Origin of the sequence: Arthrobacter sp. Cr_A7 (genome assembly GCF_029222765.1) — a bacterium.
In the GTDB taxonomy this organism is placed as follows: domain Bacteria; phylum Actinomycetota; class Actinomycetes; order Actinomycetales; family Micrococcaceae; genus Arthrobacter.
In genome coordinates this window covers 1-16,352 of sequence record NZ_JARHXQ010000069.1, presented here as the reverse complement: position 1 = coordinate 16,352, position 16,352 = coordinate 1, and the positions used below count along the sequence as shown (strand labels likewise).

At 64.9% G+C, this 16,352-nt stretch carries 13 protein-coding genes; 8 read left to right on the top strand and 5 right to left on the bottom strand.

What is annotated here, in order from left to right; translation table 11 throughout:
- Positions 1-28 precede the first annotated feature (28 nt).
- A complete protein-coding gene (locus tag P2Q66_RS04260) occupies positions 29-547 on the top strand; it encodes a gamma carbonic anhydrase family protein (protein ID WP_275725871.1) in 519 nt (172 codons plus the stop codon).
- On the opposite strand, the gene P2Q66_RS04255 is transcribed toward P2Q66_RS04260, so the two are convergent.
- Positions 544-2,280, bottom strand: coding sequence for an NAD(P)/FAD-dependent oxidoreductase (locus P2Q66_RS04255; protein ID WP_275725869.1), 1,737 nt, complete (start codon positions 2,278-2,280; stop codon positions 544-546). The genes P2Q66_RS04260 and P2Q66_RS04255 overlap by 4 nt on opposite strands.
- A gap of 51 nt (positions 2,281-2,331) precedes the next feature.
- A complete protein-coding gene (locus P2Q66_RS04250; protein WP_275725866.1) occupies positions 2,332-3,864 on the bottom strand; it encodes an amino acid permease in 1,533 nt (510 codons plus the stop codon).
- A gap of 109 nt (positions 3,865-3,973) precedes the next feature.
- On the opposite strand from P2Q66_RS04250, the gene P2Q66_RS04245 reads away from it, so the two are divergent.
- Positions 3,974-5,671 carry a PucR family transcriptional regulator gene (locus P2Q66_RS04245; protein ID WP_275725864.1) on the top strand — a complete coding sequence of 566 codons (1,698 nt, stop codon included), beginning with the start codon at positions 3,974-3,976 and terminating at the stop codon, positions 5,669-5,671.
- Here P2Q66_RS04245 and P2Q66_RS04240 read toward each other — a convergent pair.
- Entirely contained in the window at positions 5,650-6,444 is a 795-nt protein-coding gene (locus tag P2Q66_RS04240; protein WP_275725861.1) for a nitrilase-related carbon-nitrogen hydrolase, read from the bottom strand. The two genes, P2Q66_RS04245 and P2Q66_RS04240, sit on opposite strands and share 22 nt — an antisense overlap.
- Positions 6,445-6,647: 203 nt before the next feature.
- Between P2Q66_RS04240 and P2Q66_RS04235 the strand changes: the two genes are divergently transcribed.
- From P2Q66_RS04235 to P2Q66_RS04220, 4 genes are all read left to right on the top strand, one after another.
- Positions 6,648-7,838, top strand: coding sequence for an ROK family transcriptional regulator (locus P2Q66_RS04235; protein WP_115524410.1), 1,191 nt, complete (start codon positions 6,648-6,650; stop codon positions 7,836-7,838).
- A gap of 131 nt (positions 7,839-7,969) precedes the next feature.
- The gene (gene mmsA / locus P2Q66_RS04230) at positions 7,970-9,532 is read left to right on the top strand and encodes a multiple monosaccharide ABC transporter ATP-binding protein (protein WP_115524411.1); all 1,563 of its coding nucleotides are present in this window, start codon (positions 7,970-7,972) and stop codon (positions 9,530-9,532) included.
- A gap of 45 nt (positions 9,533-9,577) precedes the next feature.
- Complete coding sequence (mmsB, locus tag P2Q66_RS04225) at positions 9,578-10,867, top strand: multiple monosaccharide ABC transporter permease (protein WP_115524412.1); 1,290 nt, start codon at positions 9,578-9,580, stop codon at positions 10,865-10,867.
- Positions 10,868-10,917: 50 nt separating this feature from the next.
- Entirely contained in the window at positions 10,918-12,015 is a 1,098-nt protein-coding gene (locus P2Q66_RS04220; protein ID WP_115524413.1) for a sugar-binding protein, read from the top strand.
- Between the two features lie 86 nt (positions 12,016-12,101).
- Here the strand turns inward: P2Q66_RS04220 and P2Q66_RS04215 are convergent, their stop codons facing one another.
- Positions 12,102-13,088: a polysaccharide lyase family 1 protein gene (locus P2Q66_RS04215; RefSeq protein WP_275725856.1), complete on the bottom strand. Its 987-nt coding sequence runs from the start codon at positions 13,086-13,088 to the stop codon at positions 12,102-12,104.
- A gap of 46 nt (positions 13,089-13,134) precedes the next feature.
- Positions 13,135-13,599: a hypothetical protein gene (locus tag P2Q66_RS04210; RefSeq protein WP_275725853.1), complete on the bottom strand. Its 465-nt coding sequence runs from the start codon at positions 13,597-13,599 to the stop codon at positions 13,135-13,137.
- Between the two features lie 306 nt (positions 13,600-13,905).
- Between P2Q66_RS04210 and P2Q66_RS04205 the strand changes: the two genes are divergently transcribed.
- Positions 13,906-14,982 carry a Gfo/Idh/MocA family oxidoreductase gene (locus P2Q66_RS04205; RefSeq protein ID WP_275725851.1) on the top strand — a complete coding sequence of 359 codons (1,077 nt, stop codon included), beginning with the start codon at positions 13,906-13,908 and terminating at the stop codon, positions 14,980-14,982.
- A gap of 183 nt (positions 14,983-15,165) precedes the next feature.
- On the top strand, positions 15,166-16,146 hold the full coding sequence (locus P2Q66_RS04200; RefSeq protein WP_275725849.1) for a hypothetical protein: 981 nt from the start codon (positions 15,166-15,168) through the stop codon (positions 16,144-16,146).
- Positions 16,147-16,352 lie beyond the last annotated feature (206 nt).

Sequence of the window (16,352 nt, the reverse complement as noted above, 5' to 3'; positions counted from 1 at the left end):
CTGCGCGGGGATGCCCTAGGCTGGGCCCATGGCTCCCCTGTACCCCTTCGCCGGCAACTCGCCCGCTGTCCACGATTCAGCTTTCGTCGCCCCCACGGCCTCGATCATCGGCAACGCCAACCTGGGCCCCGAATCGAGCGCCTTCTACGGCGTCTCCGTCCGGGCCGACACCGCGGCCATCACCGTCGGGGCTGGCAGCAACCTCCAGGACAACGTGGTGCTGCACGCCGATCCCGGCTTCCCCTGCACGGTGGGCGAACGGGTCAGCGTGGGGCACGCCGCCGTCGTGCATGGCTGCACGGTGGAGGACGACTGCCTCATCGGCATGGGCGCAACCGTCCTCAACGGCGCAGTGATCGGCACCGGCTCGCTCGTGGCGGCCGGCGCCGTCGTCCTTGAGGGCACGGTTGTGCCGCCCCGCTCACTGGTGGCCGGCGTTCCCGGCAAAGTGCGCCGCGAACTGAGCGACGAGGAGTACGACGGCGTACGCGCCAACGCTTCCCGGTACGTTGAGCTGGCCGCAGCGCACCGGGAGCTGCACTCCTAGTCCAACGAGATGGGCCCGATCGCGTCCAGCAGGTCGCCCGGCCCCGGATTGCCCGGCGCGGAAGAGCCGCCCAGGTGGTTCACGACGCCCCACACTGCGTTTAGGCCAGTGGTCACTGCCCCTTCGGCCCAGCCGGCGGTGAAGGACACGTCGTCGCCGGCCAGGAAGATGCCGCGCTGGGATTCAGGCAGGGCATCCTGCTTGAAGTGCGTGAAGAGCCGCTGCTGGTAGCGGTAGTGTCCCGGCAGGTTGGCCTTGAAGGCGCCCATGAAGTTGGGATCCGCTTCCCAGGACACGGTGATGGGCTGGCCCACGATGTGGCTGGCGATGTCCACGCCGGGGTAGATCTGCTCGAGCGAGTGCAGCATCAGTTCCACGCGCTCATCGGCGTCCAGCGCGAGCCACTTCAGGGCGTCGTCGTTCCATGTGTAGGACAGCAGGATGACGGCGGGCTGGTCCGGCCCGTTGTCCAGCAGGTACGTCGCCCGGTTGAGGCGGTCCGTCAGGGTCATGGACAGGACCTCGTTGCCGGTCTCCGGATCGATGTCCTTCCAGAACGGCCGGTCCACCATCACGAAGGTCTTGGAGGACTGCATGTAGTGCGAGCGCTCGATGGCGGTCCACAGCTCGGCCGGGAACAGGGCCTCCTCGGTGTGGATCCGGGTGGACAGCAGCCAGGACTGGCACGTCGTCACCACCGCGGGGTAGCTGGCTTCGCGGCCCCAGCGTTCACGGACCCGCAGGTTCCCGTCCGGGTCGCGGCTGATTTTTCCGACCGCCCCGCGGGGTGAACCGGAGTGCAGTGAGGACAGGGACGTTCCCTCCGGCCAGTGCCGCATGTCCGACGGCGAATGCTGCCAGAGTGCCTCGGGCAGCCTTTGCGCTCCCCCGCTGATGAGGCGGTGCTGGTCGTCTGCGTCCGTATAGACCACGCGCAGGATCTCCAGGATGGAATTGGGGAAGTCGGTGTCCCATCCGCCGGTGCCGAAGCCAACCTGTCCGAACGCTTCGCGGTGCGCAAACCCCGCCTTCTTAAAGGACTCGCTGGCGGCGATGAACCCGTAGAAGGTCTGCTCGTCCATCAGTGGCAGCAGTTCGTTCCAGAGTTCCTTGATCCGGGCCGTGTCCCGGGCACGGATGGCATCCTGCATCTCCGCGAACTTGGCACCGTCATTGACGGCCGCCTTCCAGGCGTCCGCAACCTCGCGGAAGAACGGCGGAAGGTCGCTCGGCTTTTCCGCATAGTGCTTCTGCCCGGCCAGTTCGATCACGGTGCTGGAGGTAGCGTCGGCGAGCGGGTTGGGGAATTCCTGGGTGTCCAGGCCCAGCAGGTCCACGTAATGGTAGAAGGCCCTGCCGGAGACCGGGAAGCGCATGCCGCCCAGATCCGCCACCACGCCCGGCGCGGCGGGGAAGGCGGCTGTACGGAGGCGCCCGCCGATCCGGTCGGCTTCGTACACCACCGGACGCAGTCCCAGCTTCATCAGTTCATACGCCGTGACCAGGCCGGACAGTCCCGCACCAATAACGGCAACCTCGGTTCCGAGCATCTCGGCCGGCAGCGAGCCCAGCCCGTCCGGGTGTGCCAGGTAGTGGTCGTAGCTGAACGGAAAGTCCGGGTTGAGCATGGTGATGGGCGCCGTCTGCTCTCCGGGACGCCGGCCAGGCACGCCCGGCGCCAGGGAGGACGTACTGGACGGATCGGAGGCCGGAAGTTCGGTGGCGATGGTCATGGAAGTGTCTGCCTTTGTTGGTTCGGGGCGTCGATGGGTTGCTGTGGAGGGTCAGGACTTGGAGGCTTGGGGCGTGGCGGGTTGGGTCGTGGCGGACCGGGCGGACAACTCAAGGTATTCCTCGTTGCCCAGCGCCGCCACCCTGGAGTTCCGGCGTCCGTAGCCGAAGTAGGCGGCCAGGCCCACCAGCATCCAGACGGCGAAGGTCATCCAAGTGTCGGCTCCGAGGTTTGCCATGAGGTAGCCGCACATCAGGGCGCCGAGAATCGGCGTGAGCGGGAAGAACGGCACCCGGAAGGTCCGCTCCAGTTCCGGACGCGTCCGGCGGAGGTAGATGACCGCAACATTCACCAGCGCGAACGCGAACAGGGTGCCGATGCTGGTGGCGTCCGCCAGTGCACCCAGCGGGACCAGTCCGGCGGTGAGCGCGACGGCGGTTCCCACCAGGAGCGTACCGGCCACCGGGGTGCCGGTCCGGCGGGAGACGCGGCCGAAGATCGCGGGGATGAGGCCGTCGCGGGCCATGGACAACAGGATGCGGGTCTGGCCGTAGAGGACCGTCAGGACGATGCTGGCGATGGCGAGGACGGCGCCGACCGCGAAGACCAGGGCAATCCAGGGCTGTCCGGTGGTCTCTTCGAGGATCTTCACCAGGGCCGCTTCGGTTCCGTCGAACCAGCCCCAGGGGCGGGCGCCGATCGCGGCCACGGCCACCAGGACGTAGATGGTGGTGACGATCAGCATGGAGAGCATGATGGCGCGCGGCAGGTCCCGCTTGGGGTTGCGTGCTTCTTCGCCCGCGGTGGAGGCGGCGTCGAAGCCGATGTAGGAGAAGAAGACGCGTGAAGCTGCGGCCGAGACGCCAGCGGCTCCCATGGGCAGCAGCGGCTCGAAGTTTCCGGCGTTGAAGGCGCTGAAGGCGACGGCACAGAAGAAGAGCAGGATTCCTACCTTGACCACCACGATGGAGGTGTTGATCCAGGCGCTCTCCTTGGCGCCCCGGACCAGGAGGACGGTGGCGAGCACCACGATCACCATGGCGGGGATGTTGACCATTCCGCCGTCGCCCGGCGGCTGGGAGAAGGCGTCCGGCAGCACCGAGCCGAACACGGACAGGGCTTCGTTCACGTACTGTCCGGCGCCGACAGCAACGGCCGCAACGGACACTGCATATTCCAGCACCAGGCACCAGCCGCAGATCCATGCCATCCCCTCGCCCATGGTGGCGTAGGTGTAGGAGTAGCTTGAGCCCGACACCGGAACCAGGCCCGCCATCTCGGCGTAGGAGACCGCTGACAGCAGGGCAGCGAGGCCGGCGATGGCGAAGGAGATCCAGATGGCAGGTCCCGCCAGCGGGACGGATTCGCCCAGGATCACCAGGATGCCGGTGCCCAGCGTCGCACCCACGGAGATCATGGTCAGCTGCAGGACGCCAAAGCTCCGGACCAGGCGGGGCCCGCCCTGGCTGGAGTCAGCCTCGCTGACCATTTGGGCGATCGGTTTGCGGCGCAGCAGCTGCGCGCCGAGGGTGGGACGGCCGGCCGGGCGGGCCGTAGCCTGGCCGGAGAGTGTAGGCACAGTCATCGTTGACGTCCGTTCGTGTCGGTGAGTGGTTGAACTGGTTTCCCCTCCCCCATCGTAGGGGTGTGAGCCGTATCTCAGAGGTGTGCAAAGTGACCTATAGTCATTGGTCATGAGACGCAATGCACCAGCCATCAGTGCCCCCGCCGATGATTCAGCCCCTCAGCTGGATGCAGTGACACTGGGACAGTTCCTGGCCGCGCTGCCTCCGGCGGTGGCCGTGGTGCACGATGCCGGCAACGGCCACACTCCCCTGCGCTGGGTGGAACCGAGCGAGCTGGAAGATCCCACGCCGTACCTGCTGGACGGGGAGTTTGTACTGACCGCCGGCCTGCCTTTCCGCGGCGGCAGCAGTGAAAGGAACGACGGCGGCGGCACCGCAGGCGGCGAGCGCGGCAGGAGCCGCGCCAGCGGGGCCGACGCCTACGTCCGCCGGCTTGTCGCTGCCGGGGTTGCAGCACTGGGGTTCGGCCTGGAACCCTACTACGATGCTGTGCCCGGCGATCTTGTGGCCGCGTGCCGCGAGCATGGCCTCACCCTGGTCGAAGTGCCCGCCAGCGTCCCGTTCGCCGCCCTCGGACTCGAGTTCTCCAAGCTGCTGGAATCCGGCAACGCCCAGGTGTTCAGGCAGTTGGCAGAAACCAACCGGCACCTGATGCGGGCCGTCCTTTCGGCCCGGCCCGAGCATGAGCTGCTGGCGGCCCTCACCCAGCGGGTTCCGGTGTGGGCTGTGCTGGCCGGAGCAGACGGGAGGGCGCGCGCCCGGGCGGGTGCCGCCGTCGAACTTTCCGCACTTCAGCCCCTGCTCAAGAGGCTCCTGGCGGGAAGCGGCCCGCGCGTTGAAACAGAGGCATTCGATATACCCGGCTCGGCGCTGGTGTTCGGCCATCCCCTGCGGAGCAGCAGGGACGCAACGCTCGGCGGCCTGGTGCTGGGCGCGGACAAGCCGCTCACCCCCGCTCAGAACAACGTGGTCTCCTCTGTGGTTGGCCTTTTGGAACTCTTGGTCCGGCAGCGGACCAGCGGTTCGCTGGCGCCGAGCCAGCTGGCCACCGCCTTGCTGCTGCACCCCGAAAGCCTGGCCGGGGGCAACAACAGGGAGCTGAACGCCATGAGGGATCTGTTGGCGCAAAGTGTTTCCGGAACCCGGACCGGGCCGGTCCGGGTGGTGCAGGGCATTCGGACTGATCCTGCAGCTGCCGCCGACGGGCCGGTCCGGGAGCTGCTCCAGTGGCGGCGGCTGTTCGACACGAAGATGGTGGAGCTGACGGGGTACGGGTTCGCTGCGGTAACGCGGCTGAAGGTGGATGAGCAGCTGCTGGCGGAGGTGGAGCAGCTGGGCTGGCGGCTCGTGGTCGGGCAGCCCGCGGAACTCCCGGGTCTTGCCGCGGCCTACCGCAGTGCCACGGCGCTGCGCCCCAGGGCCTCGGCTACCGGCAAGTCTGTGCGGGAAGAGGAACTGACGTGGTCCGTCACTGGCTTACTGGGCGGCGATGCCGGCGCCATGCTGGCCGCCCGGCTCCTGGCACCGGTTCTGGACCAGGAGCCCGACCGTCGGGACTCCCAGCTCCAGGTCCTCCGGTCCTGGCTGGCCGCCAACGGTAACTGGGACGCCACGGCAAAGGACCTGGGCCTGCACCGGAACAGCGTCCGCCGCCAGATCAACGCCCTGGCGGAGCTCCTGGACATGGACCTGGGGCAGGCGTCAGCCCGGGCCGAGTTGTGGATTGCCCTGCAGTTTGTCGACGCCGCAGCGCCTGCGGATGAGGTTGAGGTGGCGGGCGGCGGTCAGGCGTCCCAGGACCGGTAGAGGTCCGGGCGGCGCTCGGCCAGGTACGGCACGGTGGTCCGCTCACGCCGGGCTGCATCCGGGTCCACCTCGGCGAAGAGCAGCTCAGGCGCTTCCCCGGCTGCGGCCAGCAGCTTCCCGTTCGGACCGGCGATCACGCTGCCGCCCAGGAAGCGGCAGTCATCCTCAATGCCTGAGTGGTTGGCGTAGGCGATGGTGACCTGGCTTTCGAGCGCCCTGGCCCGCAGCAGCACCTGGGGAACGTCGTCGAATCCGTGGGCCAGGGCTGTGGGGACCAGCAGCAGTTCAGCGCCGCCCGCAGCCGCGGCACGCACGGCTTCGGGAAACTCCACGTCATAACAAATCACCATCGACGTCGGTATCCCATGGAAGTGCACGACGGCGGGGCGTTCCGTTGCCGGGGTAAAGGCCGCCCTTTCATCCGGGCCAAACAGGTGAACCTTGCCGTAGCTGAGCAGGCTGCTGCCATCGGTATCCACAAGAGTGGCGCTGATCTGCCAGTCCCCCTCAGGGGTGATGCGGGGAAGGCTGTACACCAGCGCGATGCTGTTTCGGCGGGCGATGTCCGCGAGCCGTTCGTGGAGCACCGGCAGGAGTGCCGGATCCAGCCCGGCCCGGACGCGGCGCGGAGCGTATCCCACCGGGAAGAGCTCCGGGGTTACCAGGACTTCAGCGCCGGCCGCTGACGCGGAGCGGGCAGCGGCGTCAATGACGGAACAATTGGCTTCGGGATCAAGGACCGCGGCGTTCGCCTGCAGGAGTGCCAGCAGCACTGCTACCACCTTCCGTCGTTGGGGCGGCCCCTCGCCGGGGCCTTACAACCAGCGTAGCCAGCGGCCGCGACGCTTTTCGGGGCCATTTGCACCTCACTTGCCGAATAGCTGGCCACATTGTCCCGGCGTCCATCACCGGCCCTGGCATGCCTTATGCGTTAACTTCTTGACTCCAAGGTGAGCGATAGGGCAATCTTCTTAGCATGTCCGCAACCCCGCGCTCAACGAGGAGCAAGCCGAAAAATCCCGGTTCACAGTCCGCCTTGCGGCAGCTGAACCAGCAACGGATTATCGAGACCCTCATGGGCGGACCCTCCACCCAGGCCGAGCTGGCCAGGCAGACGGGACTCTCCACCGCCACCGTCTCCAACATCGTCAAAATCATGCTGGATTCCGGACTGGCCTCCACCGAACCGATCACCAGCTCGGGCCGGAGGGCACTCAACGTCAGGCTCAACAGCAACGGGGCGGTGGCTGTGGGAATCGACTTCGGCCGGCGCCACCTCCGGGTGGTGCTGGCTTCCCTGAGCTACCACGTCATTGCGGAGGAATCCGTCATGCTCCCCCTCGGCCACCAGGCAGAAGAGGGCATCCAGGCGTCGGTGGTCCTGCTGGACAAACTGCTGCGCGAAAGTGGCATTGACCGGTCAGCCGTGGTGGGTGCCGGCGTCGGAATTCCCGGGCCGATCGACAGGCGGACGGGGACGGTTGCGCAGGGTGCCATCCTTCCTGAGTGGGTGGGGATCAACATCCTCCAGTACCTTGAGGAAACCTTGAGAATCCCCGTGTTTATTGACAATGACGCCAACCTGGGCGCGTGGTCCGAGGTGACCTGGGGGCAGCACACCGGGGTCAGCAACCTGCTGTTCCTGAAGATCGGATCAGGCATCGGTGCGGGCTTGATCCTCAACGGCGCCCCCTACTACGGGAACGTCGGCATCACCGGTGAAATCGGCCATGCAACCATCCATGAACAGGGCCTCGTGTGCCGATGCGGCAACCGCGGCTGCCTGGAAACCATCGCCTCCACCACCACCATGATCGAACTCCTCAGCCGCGGCGAGGACCGGCCACTCACGCCTGCGGACATCGTCAGGAAAGCCCTCAGCCGGGACCCTGCCACGCTCCGCGTCGTGGACGACGCAGGCCTCTCTGTCGGCCGCGCCCTGGGCAACGTGGCCAACCTCATCAACCCTGAAGTGATCGTGGTGGGAGGACCGCTGGCCGGGCTGGGCGACCTCCTGCTGGAACCCATCCGGCGCGGCCTGGTCAGGCATGCCGTCCCCGTCATCGGGGAGACCACAACACTCACCATGTCCTCCCTTGGAGACCGTGCGGAAGCTTTGGGCGCCGCGGCCCTGGTCTTCCAGCACGCCGGGATCCGGAAGACCTAGACCGTTTCGTTATCCAGCAATTGCGTTAAAGACTTGACGACAACTGCTGTGATCCAGTTTACTTTTGGATCAGACGGCCCTGCGCTTTGCCGGCCGGACAAAGAAGTCATTGCATTGGAGGGTTAGGGCATATGGCGTCCCAGACCACGCAAACGGAACCGATCATCCTGGAGATGCGGTCCATCACCAAGGAATTCCCCGGCGTCAAAGCGTTGGACAACGTGAGCCTGCGGGTGAAGGCGGGCGAGATCCACGCGATCTGCGGCGAGAACGGTGCCGGCAAGTCCACCCTGATGAAGGTTCTTTCCGGCGTGTACCCGTACGGAAGCTACGACGGCGACATCGTCTACCAGAACCAGGTACAGCAGTTCCGGGATATCAGGGCCAGCGAACACGCCGGCATCGTGATCATCCACCAGGAACTGGCGCTGATCCCGGAACTCTCCATCATGGAGAACATCTTCCTGGGCAACGAACCCACCAAGCGGGGTGTCATCAACTGGGCCGAAGCCCGCCTGCGGTCCCTTGACCTGCTGGCCCGCGTGGGCCTCCGTGAGGACCCGGACACCCCCATCAAGGAAATCGGCGTCGGCAAGCAGCAACTGGTCGAAATCGCCAAGGCCCTGAACAAGTCCGTGAAAATCCTCATCCTGGACGAGCCCACCGCCGCGCTGAACGAATCCGATTCCCAGCACCTGCTGGACCTGATGCTCGGCCTGAAGGCCAAGGGCATTACGTCCATCATCATTTCGCACAAGCTCAACGAGATCGAGCAGATCGCCGACTCCATCACCATCATCCGGGACGGCAAGTCCATCGAGACGCTGAACGTGAAGGCTGACGGGGTGGATGAGGACCGGATCATCAAGGGCATGGTGGGCCGCACACTGGAATCACGCTTCCCGGACCACACGCCCAAGATCGGAGAAGTGTTCTTCGAGGTCAAGGACTGGACCGTGGCCCACCCCAACGTCCAGGACAGGCTGGTCTGCAAAAACTCCAGCTTCTTCGTCCGCCGGGGCGAAATCGTCGGCTTCGCAGGGCTCATGGGCGCCGGCCGCACCGAACTGGCCCGGTCAGTCTTCGGCCGGTCCTACGGCCGGTTCATCAACGGCCACATCTACAAGGACGGCAAGGAGATCACCCTCAAGTCGGTCCGCCAGGCCATCGACGCCGGCCTCGGTTACGTTACCGAGGACCGCAAGTCCCTAGGACTGAACCTTCTGGATGACATCAAGACCACCACCGTGGCGGCCAACCTGCGCAAAATCAGCCGCAACTCCGTGGTGGACCCGAACCAGGAATTCACGGTCGCGGAGCAGTACCGCAAGTCGCTCCGGACCAAGACCCCCTCGGTTGAGGAAGGCGTGGCCAAGCTCTCCGGCGGCAACCAGCAAAAGGTGGTCCTCGCCAAATGGATGTTCACGGACCCCGACCTGCTGATCCTGGACGAGCCAACCCGCGGCATCGACGTCGGGGCCAAGTACGAGATCTACGGCATCATCCAGCAGCTCGCCAACCAGGGCAAGGGAGTGATCGTCATCTCCTCGGAGCTCCCCGAACTCCTGGGCCTCTCGGACCGCATCTACACGATCTTCGAAGGCGCCGTTACCGGTGTCCTGACCAAAGAAGAGGCCAGCCAGGAAAGCCTGATGAAACTGATGACCTCCGCCCGCAAAGCCGAAGCCGCCTGACCCTCTGGATCACTCCAGAACCTTCCGGACACAAGGACTGACACCATGAACGCCCTCAAAAAGCTGTTTGGCGGCAACACCCGCCAATTCGGCATGATCTTCGCCCTGGTTGCACTGATCATCTTCTTCCAGATCGCCACCGACGGCCGCACCCTCACCCCCGGCAACGTCATCAACCTCTTCAACGGCAACTCCTACATCCTGATCCTGGCCATCGGCATGGTCCTGGTGATCATCGCCGGGCACATCGACCTCTCCGTAGGTTCCGTGGCCGCGTTCGTGGGCGTCACCGTTGCCCTGGCCATCCGCGACTGGGGCATCCCCTGGTACGCGGGCGTACTGCTGGGGCTGTTGCTTGGTGCGCTGATCGGAGCCTGGCAAGGCTGGTGGACGGCGTACGTGGGAATCCCGGCCTTCATCGTGACGCTGGCCGGCATGCTCCTGTTCCGCGGCTTCAACCAGTTCGTGGGCAAGTCCAACACCATCCCGGTCCCCAACGACTTCCAGTACCTGGGCGCCGGCTACCTCCCCGAGGTGGGACCCGACACCGGATTCAACAACCTCACGCTCCTGCTGGGCATCGCCGCCACCGCATTTGTCGTCGTCGGCGAACTCCGCTCCCGGGCACGTGCCAAGGCTCTCGGTGCCGAAGTCCCCGAAATGTGGGTGACTGCCCTCAAGCTGGTCCTGATCGGCGGCGCCATCCTGTACGCCACATACCTGTTCGCCACCGGCCGTCCGGGCACCTCCTTCCCCATCCCCGGCCTGATCCTCGCGGTCCTGGTCCTGGTCTACGGCTTTATCTCCTCCCGCACCATCCTCGGCCGGCATGTGTATGCCGTGGGTGGCAACCGCCACGCGGCCGAACTTTCCGGCGTCCAGTCCAAAAAGGTCAACTTCCTGGTCATGATGAACATGTCCATCCTGGCCGGCCTGGCCGGCATGATCTTCGTCGGCCGCTCCACCGCCTCTGGCCCGTTCGACGGCGTCGGCTGGGAACTGGACGCCATCGCCGCAGTCTTCATCGGCGGCGCCGCTGTCACCGGCGGCGTGGGCACCGTAGTGGGGTCCATCATCGGTGGCCTGGTGATGGCTGTGCTGAACAACGGCCTGCAGCTCCTCGGCATCGGCGCCGACCTCACGCAGATCATCAAGGGCCTCGTGCTCCTGATCGCCGTTGCCTTCGACGTCTACAACAAGAGCCAAGGCAAAAAGTCGCTCATCGGCATGCTGATGAAGAACATCGGCGGCGGCCGTGCCGGCGGCGGACCCAGCAACCCGCTTCAGCCCGACGAGACCACCTCCACCAAGGAAGCCATCGCCAGGGAAGCCTGAGCCGTGCAGCCTGAACAGCGTTACACCACTACAGAGAAAGAGAACCAACAATGAGAATGTCTGGTAAAGCAGGAAAGGCAGCAGCGGTAGCTGCCATCGCAGCACTGGCGCTGACGGGCTGCGGCCGCTCCGAGCCCACCACGGGTGGCGGGACCGAAGGCGCCGGCGGGTTCGAACAGGACGCCGCCATCGCCGTCGCACTTCCCCAGAAGACCAGTGAAAACTGGGTCCTCGCCGAAAAGCTGTTCAATGACGGCCTCAGCGATGCCGGGTTCAAGCCTGACGTCCAGTTCGCCAACGCCGGCGTTTCCGAGCAGCAGAACCAGATCAGCGCCATGATCACGAAGAACCCCAAGGTCCTCATCGTGGGCGCTGTCGACGGCACCCAGCTCGGCACGCAGCTGAAGCAGGCCAAGGATGCCGGCGCCACCATCATCGCGTACGACCGCCTGCTGCTGAACACCGAGAACGTGGACTACTACGTCGCCTACGACAACTTCAAGGTGGGCGAACTCCAGGGCCAGGCGCTGCTGGAAGGCCTGAAGGCCAAGAAGCCGAACGGCCCTTACAACATCGAACTGTTCGCCGGTTCCCCCGACGATGCCAATGCAAAGGTCTTCTTTGATGGCGCCATGAGCGTCCTGAAGCCGAAGATTGACGATGGCACCCTCAAGGTTCTCTCCGGCCAGACCAGCTTCGAGCAGGCTGTCACCCAGGCCTGGAAGGGCGAGAACGCCCAGCGCCGCGCTGACACCCTGCTCAGCGGCAACTACACCACAGAATCCCTGGACGGCGTCCTGTCACCCAACGATCTCCTGGCCCGCTCGATCCTGACGTCCGTCAAGGCCGCCGGCAAGCCGACCCCTGTGATCACCGGTCAGGACTCCGAAGTAGAGTCGGTCAAGTCGATCCTGGCTGGCGAGCAGTACTCCACAATCAACAAGGACACCCGCAAGCTCGTTGAGCACGCCATCACCATGGCGAAAGACCTCCAGGCCGGCAAGGAGCTGGAAATCAACGACAAGGATTCCTACAACAACGGCGTCAAGACAGTCCCGGCCTACCTGCTGGAGCCGGTCATCGTTACCTCCGCGAACGTGAAGACTGCCTACACCGACGATCCGGTACTCGGCCCGATCACCAAGTAGCCAACTCCACGCGAGAAGCCCGGTCCCTTTCTGAGCACATCAGTAAGGGACCGGGCTTCCCTGCGTCTGTTGGAACGTGGGCGGAATTACCGCTTGACCGTCAGCACACCGGGGCCAGTGAACTGCAGCGCGTGGTTCCGGACTGACTGCGGCGTGGTGAAGGCTTTGTAGCTGTAGGCGTCCGCGGGGTTCCAGCCGACGTCGGTGGTGAAGTCCCAGCCGGTCCAGTCGGGGGCGGACGTGCCGGAAAGTTCTGCTTCCGCCAGAGCCTCTGCCCGGTTTTGCTCGAAGGACGCCCGGGCCACCGAGTTCAGGTCCGCATCGGCTCCGTTGAACCAGGAGCCGGTGTCGCTGAAGCGATGCCCGTTGTAGCTGCTCACCATGACGGTGGGATCGGCACCGGGTCCGGAGTAATCGAACGCATTGCCCTCAGAGAAGATCCGGGACTCGTATCCCGCGCCAAGGAAGTAGCTGTTCCCGCCCTGACCTTCACTGACCATGGGGTATTGAGGGTGGTCCGTGCTGCCCACGAAGTAGTTGTTAAGGACGTGGACCTGGCCGAAGCGCACGCGAGGCCCGCGCTGCTGGATGTTCTCGAAGTGGTTCCCAATGTAGCTGACGCGCAGCTTGCCACCGTCCTTGTCCACGTGTTCGTCACCGGATCCCAACAGCATGGTTTTGTCGTGGTTGGCCAGCTTGCTGTTGGAGATGGTCACAAAGTCGGTGCCGTCCTTCAGGTCCAGCAGGCCGTCATGCCGGTTGGCGGGCTTGCCGTTCGGTCCCAGCGGGGCCTCACTGTCCGGGTACCGGCCGTCGCTGAGCCGGACGTGGTCGATCCAGAGATGGTCGGAGGTCACGGAGGAGACGGCGTCGAAGCGGGCGTTCCAGGCGCCGTCCCCGTCATCCGGCGACCAGGTGCTGAAGAAGTCCACGGGCGCCTCCACGCTCAGGTTGCGCATCACCACGTTGGTGGCACTCAGGATGACGATGTTGGCCCCGACAAATCCGGAATCAGCGCCCACGCCGATCAGCGTCGTGTTGCTGGGCAGGCTAACTTCGATCTGCCGCTTCATGTTGTTGCTGCCGGTCTGGCGCAGCTGGCGCTGCTTTTTGCAGTAGTCAAAGGTCTGGTCGCTCCCATACCTTGCCCTCCGGGCCGAAGCAGGACATGTACTTGTGGATGTCGTATCCAGCGGCGTAGTCCTGCTCGCCGAGGATGCGGCCGTCCGGTGTCTGGTTCCCGTCAATAGTTCCGTTGATATAGATGATTTTGGCTGCGGTTGGGTCGCCGTGGTTGGCCAATGCGGCCTTAAGGCCCGCCAGCGTGCTGACCTCGTATCGATTTTCGGCCGGTGCACCTGCCCCGCCGTTCGTGGCGCGTCCGACGGCGGCCCAGCCGGTGGGTGCAGCATCGTCCGGGCGAATGATGCCTCCGCCGGTAGGGGCAGAGCTGGCAGTTGCGGGAGAGATGGAGGCCAGGCCCGCGGCGAGTGCCAGAACAGATGCTGAAGCGGCGATGCCTGCGGTTCGGCGCAGTCTGCCGAAAGTAATAGGGCGTGCGGTAGTACGAATTTGGGACGTCATTGGCCTTTTTTCCGGCATGCCAAACAGCCCACATGCCTCGGTGGGTTCGGATAAAGGGGGAAGATCGTTCCTTCGAGAAAGCGGTTTCTAGAAGTCACTTAATACTTACGCGTCGTGTGACTCAGCTGTCAAGAGTTCTTCACAGCCCAAACACAGCTTGTACCAAGTCACTGCTCAACAAGACGGACCGCCGCTTCAGGCTGCAGCAGGGCAAGCTGACCGAGGAGCCGGTACGCGACCGTACTGCCATGGCTGCCACGGCCTAATCACCAACGCCCACCCACCGACGGTGAGAGGATGGGGACCATGAGTGCGCCCATCGCCAAACCGTGGCTGTCCAGCCAGTCCGACACGGATCCACGTTCCGCCACCGGCAAGACATTGCGGTGGGGTGTCATCGCCACCGGCGGCATCGCCCGTTCCGTCGCCCAGGACCTCGCATTGCTGGCCGACGCAGAGCTGTACGCCGTCAGTTCCCGAGCGCAGGATACCGCGGACGCTTTTGCCGTTGCCTACGACTTTTCCAAGGCGTACGGGGACGACGGCGGCCTGCGCGGCTACCAGCGGCTGCTCGCCGATGAGGCGGTGGATGTTGTCTATGTCGCGACTCCCCATGCGCAGCACCATGAAATAGTCCTCGCCGCACTGAACGCCGGCAAGCACGTTCTCTGCGAGAAGGCCTTCACCATCAACGCGCGCGAGGCCGCCGAACTCATCGACGTCGCCCGCAGCCGGAAGCTCTTCCTGATGGAGGCGGTCTGGAGCCGTTTCCTGCCCAGCATGCAGCGCGCGTTCGACATTGCCGCATCCGGCGAACTCGGCGACATCCATTGGGTGAGCGCCGACCTCGGCTTCCCTGCACCGTACTCCCCCACCTCCAGGCTCTGGGCCCGGCAGGACGGCGGTGGGGCGCTGCTCGATATCGCCGTCTACCCGCTGCTGTGGGCGCTCGGAACCCTTGGCTTCCCGCAAACCGTCAGCGCCACCGGGTTCCTGAACGACGACGGCGTCGACGCGCAGAACGCCATGACCCTGGGTTACAACCACGGAGCCCAGGTCCAGCTCACCTCGTCGCTGCTGTCCCACGGCCCGCGCATCGCCACCGTTGCGGGAAGCCTCGGCTTCCTGCAGAGCGTGGGATCCATCAACAACCCGCGCGAACTTACCGTCGCAAAGGGGTGGGAGGAGCGCCGGACGGAAGCATTCGACGTGGTGGGCAAGGGGTACACCTACGAACTTCGCGAGGTCACGCGGTGTATTCAGCAGGGCCTGACCGAGAGTCCTGTCATGCCCCTGGAAGATTCGCTGAACACCATGCGTCTCTTTGACGGCGTCCGCGCCCAACTCGGAGTGACGTACCCGAACGACAGCCACGGAAGATAGTTGAGCATGGTGTTTTCGGTGGCACCGGAGTCAAGAACATGACATACGGAGCCAGTAATGGTGGTGGATGGCTTCTGCCATTACCGTTTTTGTCGAATTGTTTTAGTTCGCTCTAGACTTCCTGCAACATCCAGTCTTACGCTGTAGACGTCGTCGAATGGACCAGTACTGGGGGTGGTACGCATGGGTGAAGCTCGCTCCCCGTGGCGTGTCCTCAGGCCAGTACTCCTTGCCGGGGCGGCCGCAGTCAGCTGGCTGACACTTTCGTCCACAGCTGCCTCTGCTGACGCCCTTTCGGATACAACGTCCCTTGTGGGCGGTGTAACCAGTTCAGTCTCTTCGGTGGCGGACAAGGTGGCCACCCCGGTGCCCGCTTTGGCCGCTCCGGCTCCTGCTTCGGCGGTGCCCGTGCCGCTTCCCGCACCCGCGCCGAAGGCCGGGCTACTTCAACCTGTGGTGGCCCCCGTCGCGAAGCTCGCCGACAACCTTGTGTCCTCCGTTCCGGTAGTGAGCCATGTGGTTCCGGCCGGAACGGTTTCTGCTGTTTCTGCTCCCATCGCCGAAGTTGCTGATGGAGCCACCACAGCTGTGGTTGAAGTGGTTGTTCCGCCGGTTGCAGAGGCCGTTCCCGTCCTCGAGCCGGTTCTGGACCCAGTTGCCGATCTTGTGACGGGCACGTCCCCTCTACCCGTTCGGGTTCCTGATCTGCCCGGGACGGGCATTGGCGACGAGTTGTCCCAGGTTGCAGCTGATGCCCCTGTATTTGGTGCGGTCAGGGCAACCGTCAGTGAATCAGTGGAAGAACCAACTCCTGCAGGGAGCGCCTCCACGGACGCATCCGGTGTTCCCAGTGCTCCGGCCATAGCTGTTGGCGTCGCATCCCTCGCTGGCACTTCCGTATTTCCATGGACTGAGCTGACCGGAGCTGGCCAGGCTGCACAGCAGCCCGGCACTGCCGACCATTCGCCCGTGCCTGTGCAAAACCCTGCTGTTCCCGGCTCCGGCTCGGGCAGCGGCGCGTCCTCTTCGGCGTCCTCAGGTTCAGCGGCGTGGCTGACCCCCTTTAGCTTTGACCTTCCCTTCAATGGCCTTGTCCTGGCCGGCGAAGCCACTGAGCATGCCCCCTCACCGGTGTCGTACGACCCCGGTTCCTCTCCTGACTAGTTGAGTCCCGTCTGCCCTTTCGTTGGCAGAACGTGGCCCTACGGGCAGCTGACAAGCGCCCGACTTCAACTTTTCAGGAGACATCATCATGAGTTCCAACCTTCACCGGGGGCTGCTTGGCACCCTCTTTGCCGGCGGGCTTTTGGCCTTCGGCTGCACCGCGGCAAATGCCGCGGATACCACCAGCGGATCGGATCTTTCCGCAT

What these genes read in the sequence shown, in the direction of transcription:
- P2Q66_RS04260 (WP_275725871.1), top strand. Translation starts at nt 29, where the DNA reads ATGGCTCCCCTGTACCCCTTCGCCGGCAACTCGCCCGCTGTCCACGAT.
- P2Q66_RS04255 (WP_275725869.1), bottom strand. Translation starts at nt 2,280, where the DNA reads ATGACCATCGCCACCGAACTTCCGGCCTCCGATCCGTCCAGTACGTCC.
- P2Q66_RS04250 (WP_275725866.1), bottom strand. Translation starts at nt 3,864, where the DNA reads ATGACTGTGCCTACACTCTCCGGCCAGGCTACGGCCCGCCCGGCCGGC.
- P2Q66_RS04245 (WP_275725864.1), top strand. Translation starts at nt 3,974, where the DNA reads ATGAGACGCAATGCACCAGCCATCAGTGCCCCCGCCGATGATTCAGCC.
- P2Q66_RS04235 (WP_115524410.1), top strand. Translation starts at nt 6,648, where the DNA reads ATGTCCGCAACCCCGCGCTCAACGAGGAGCAAGCCGAAAAATCCCGGT.
- mmsA (WP_115524411.1), top strand. Translation starts at nt 7,970, where the DNA reads ATGGCGTCCCAGACCACGCAAACGGAACCGATCATCCTGGAGATGCGG.
- mmsB (WP_115524412.1), top strand. Translation starts at nt 9,578, where the DNA reads ATGAACGCCCTCAAAAAGCTGTTTGGCGGCAACACCCGCCAATTCGGC.
- P2Q66_RS04220 (WP_115524413.1), top strand. Translation starts at nt 10,918, where the DNA reads ATGAGAATGTCTGGTAAAGCAGGAAAGGCAGCAGCGGTAGCTGCCATC.
- P2Q66_RS04215 (WP_275725856.1), bottom strand. Translation starts at nt 13,088, where the DNA reads ATGAAGCGGCAGATCGAAGTTAGCCTGCCCAGCAACACGACGCTGATC.
- P2Q66_RS04210 (WP_275725853.1), bottom strand. Translation starts at nt 13,599, where the DNA reads ATGACGTCCCAAATTCGTACTACCGCACGCCCTATTACTTTCGGCAGA.
- P2Q66_RS04205 (WP_275725851.1), top strand. Translation starts at nt 13,906, where the DNA reads ATGAGTGCGCCCATCGCCAAACCGTGGCTGTCCAGCCAGTCCGACACG.
- P2Q66_RS04200 (WP_275725849.1), top strand. Translation starts at nt 15,166, where the DNA reads ATGGGTGAAGCTCGCTCCCCGTGGCGTGTCCTCAGGCCAGTACTCCTT.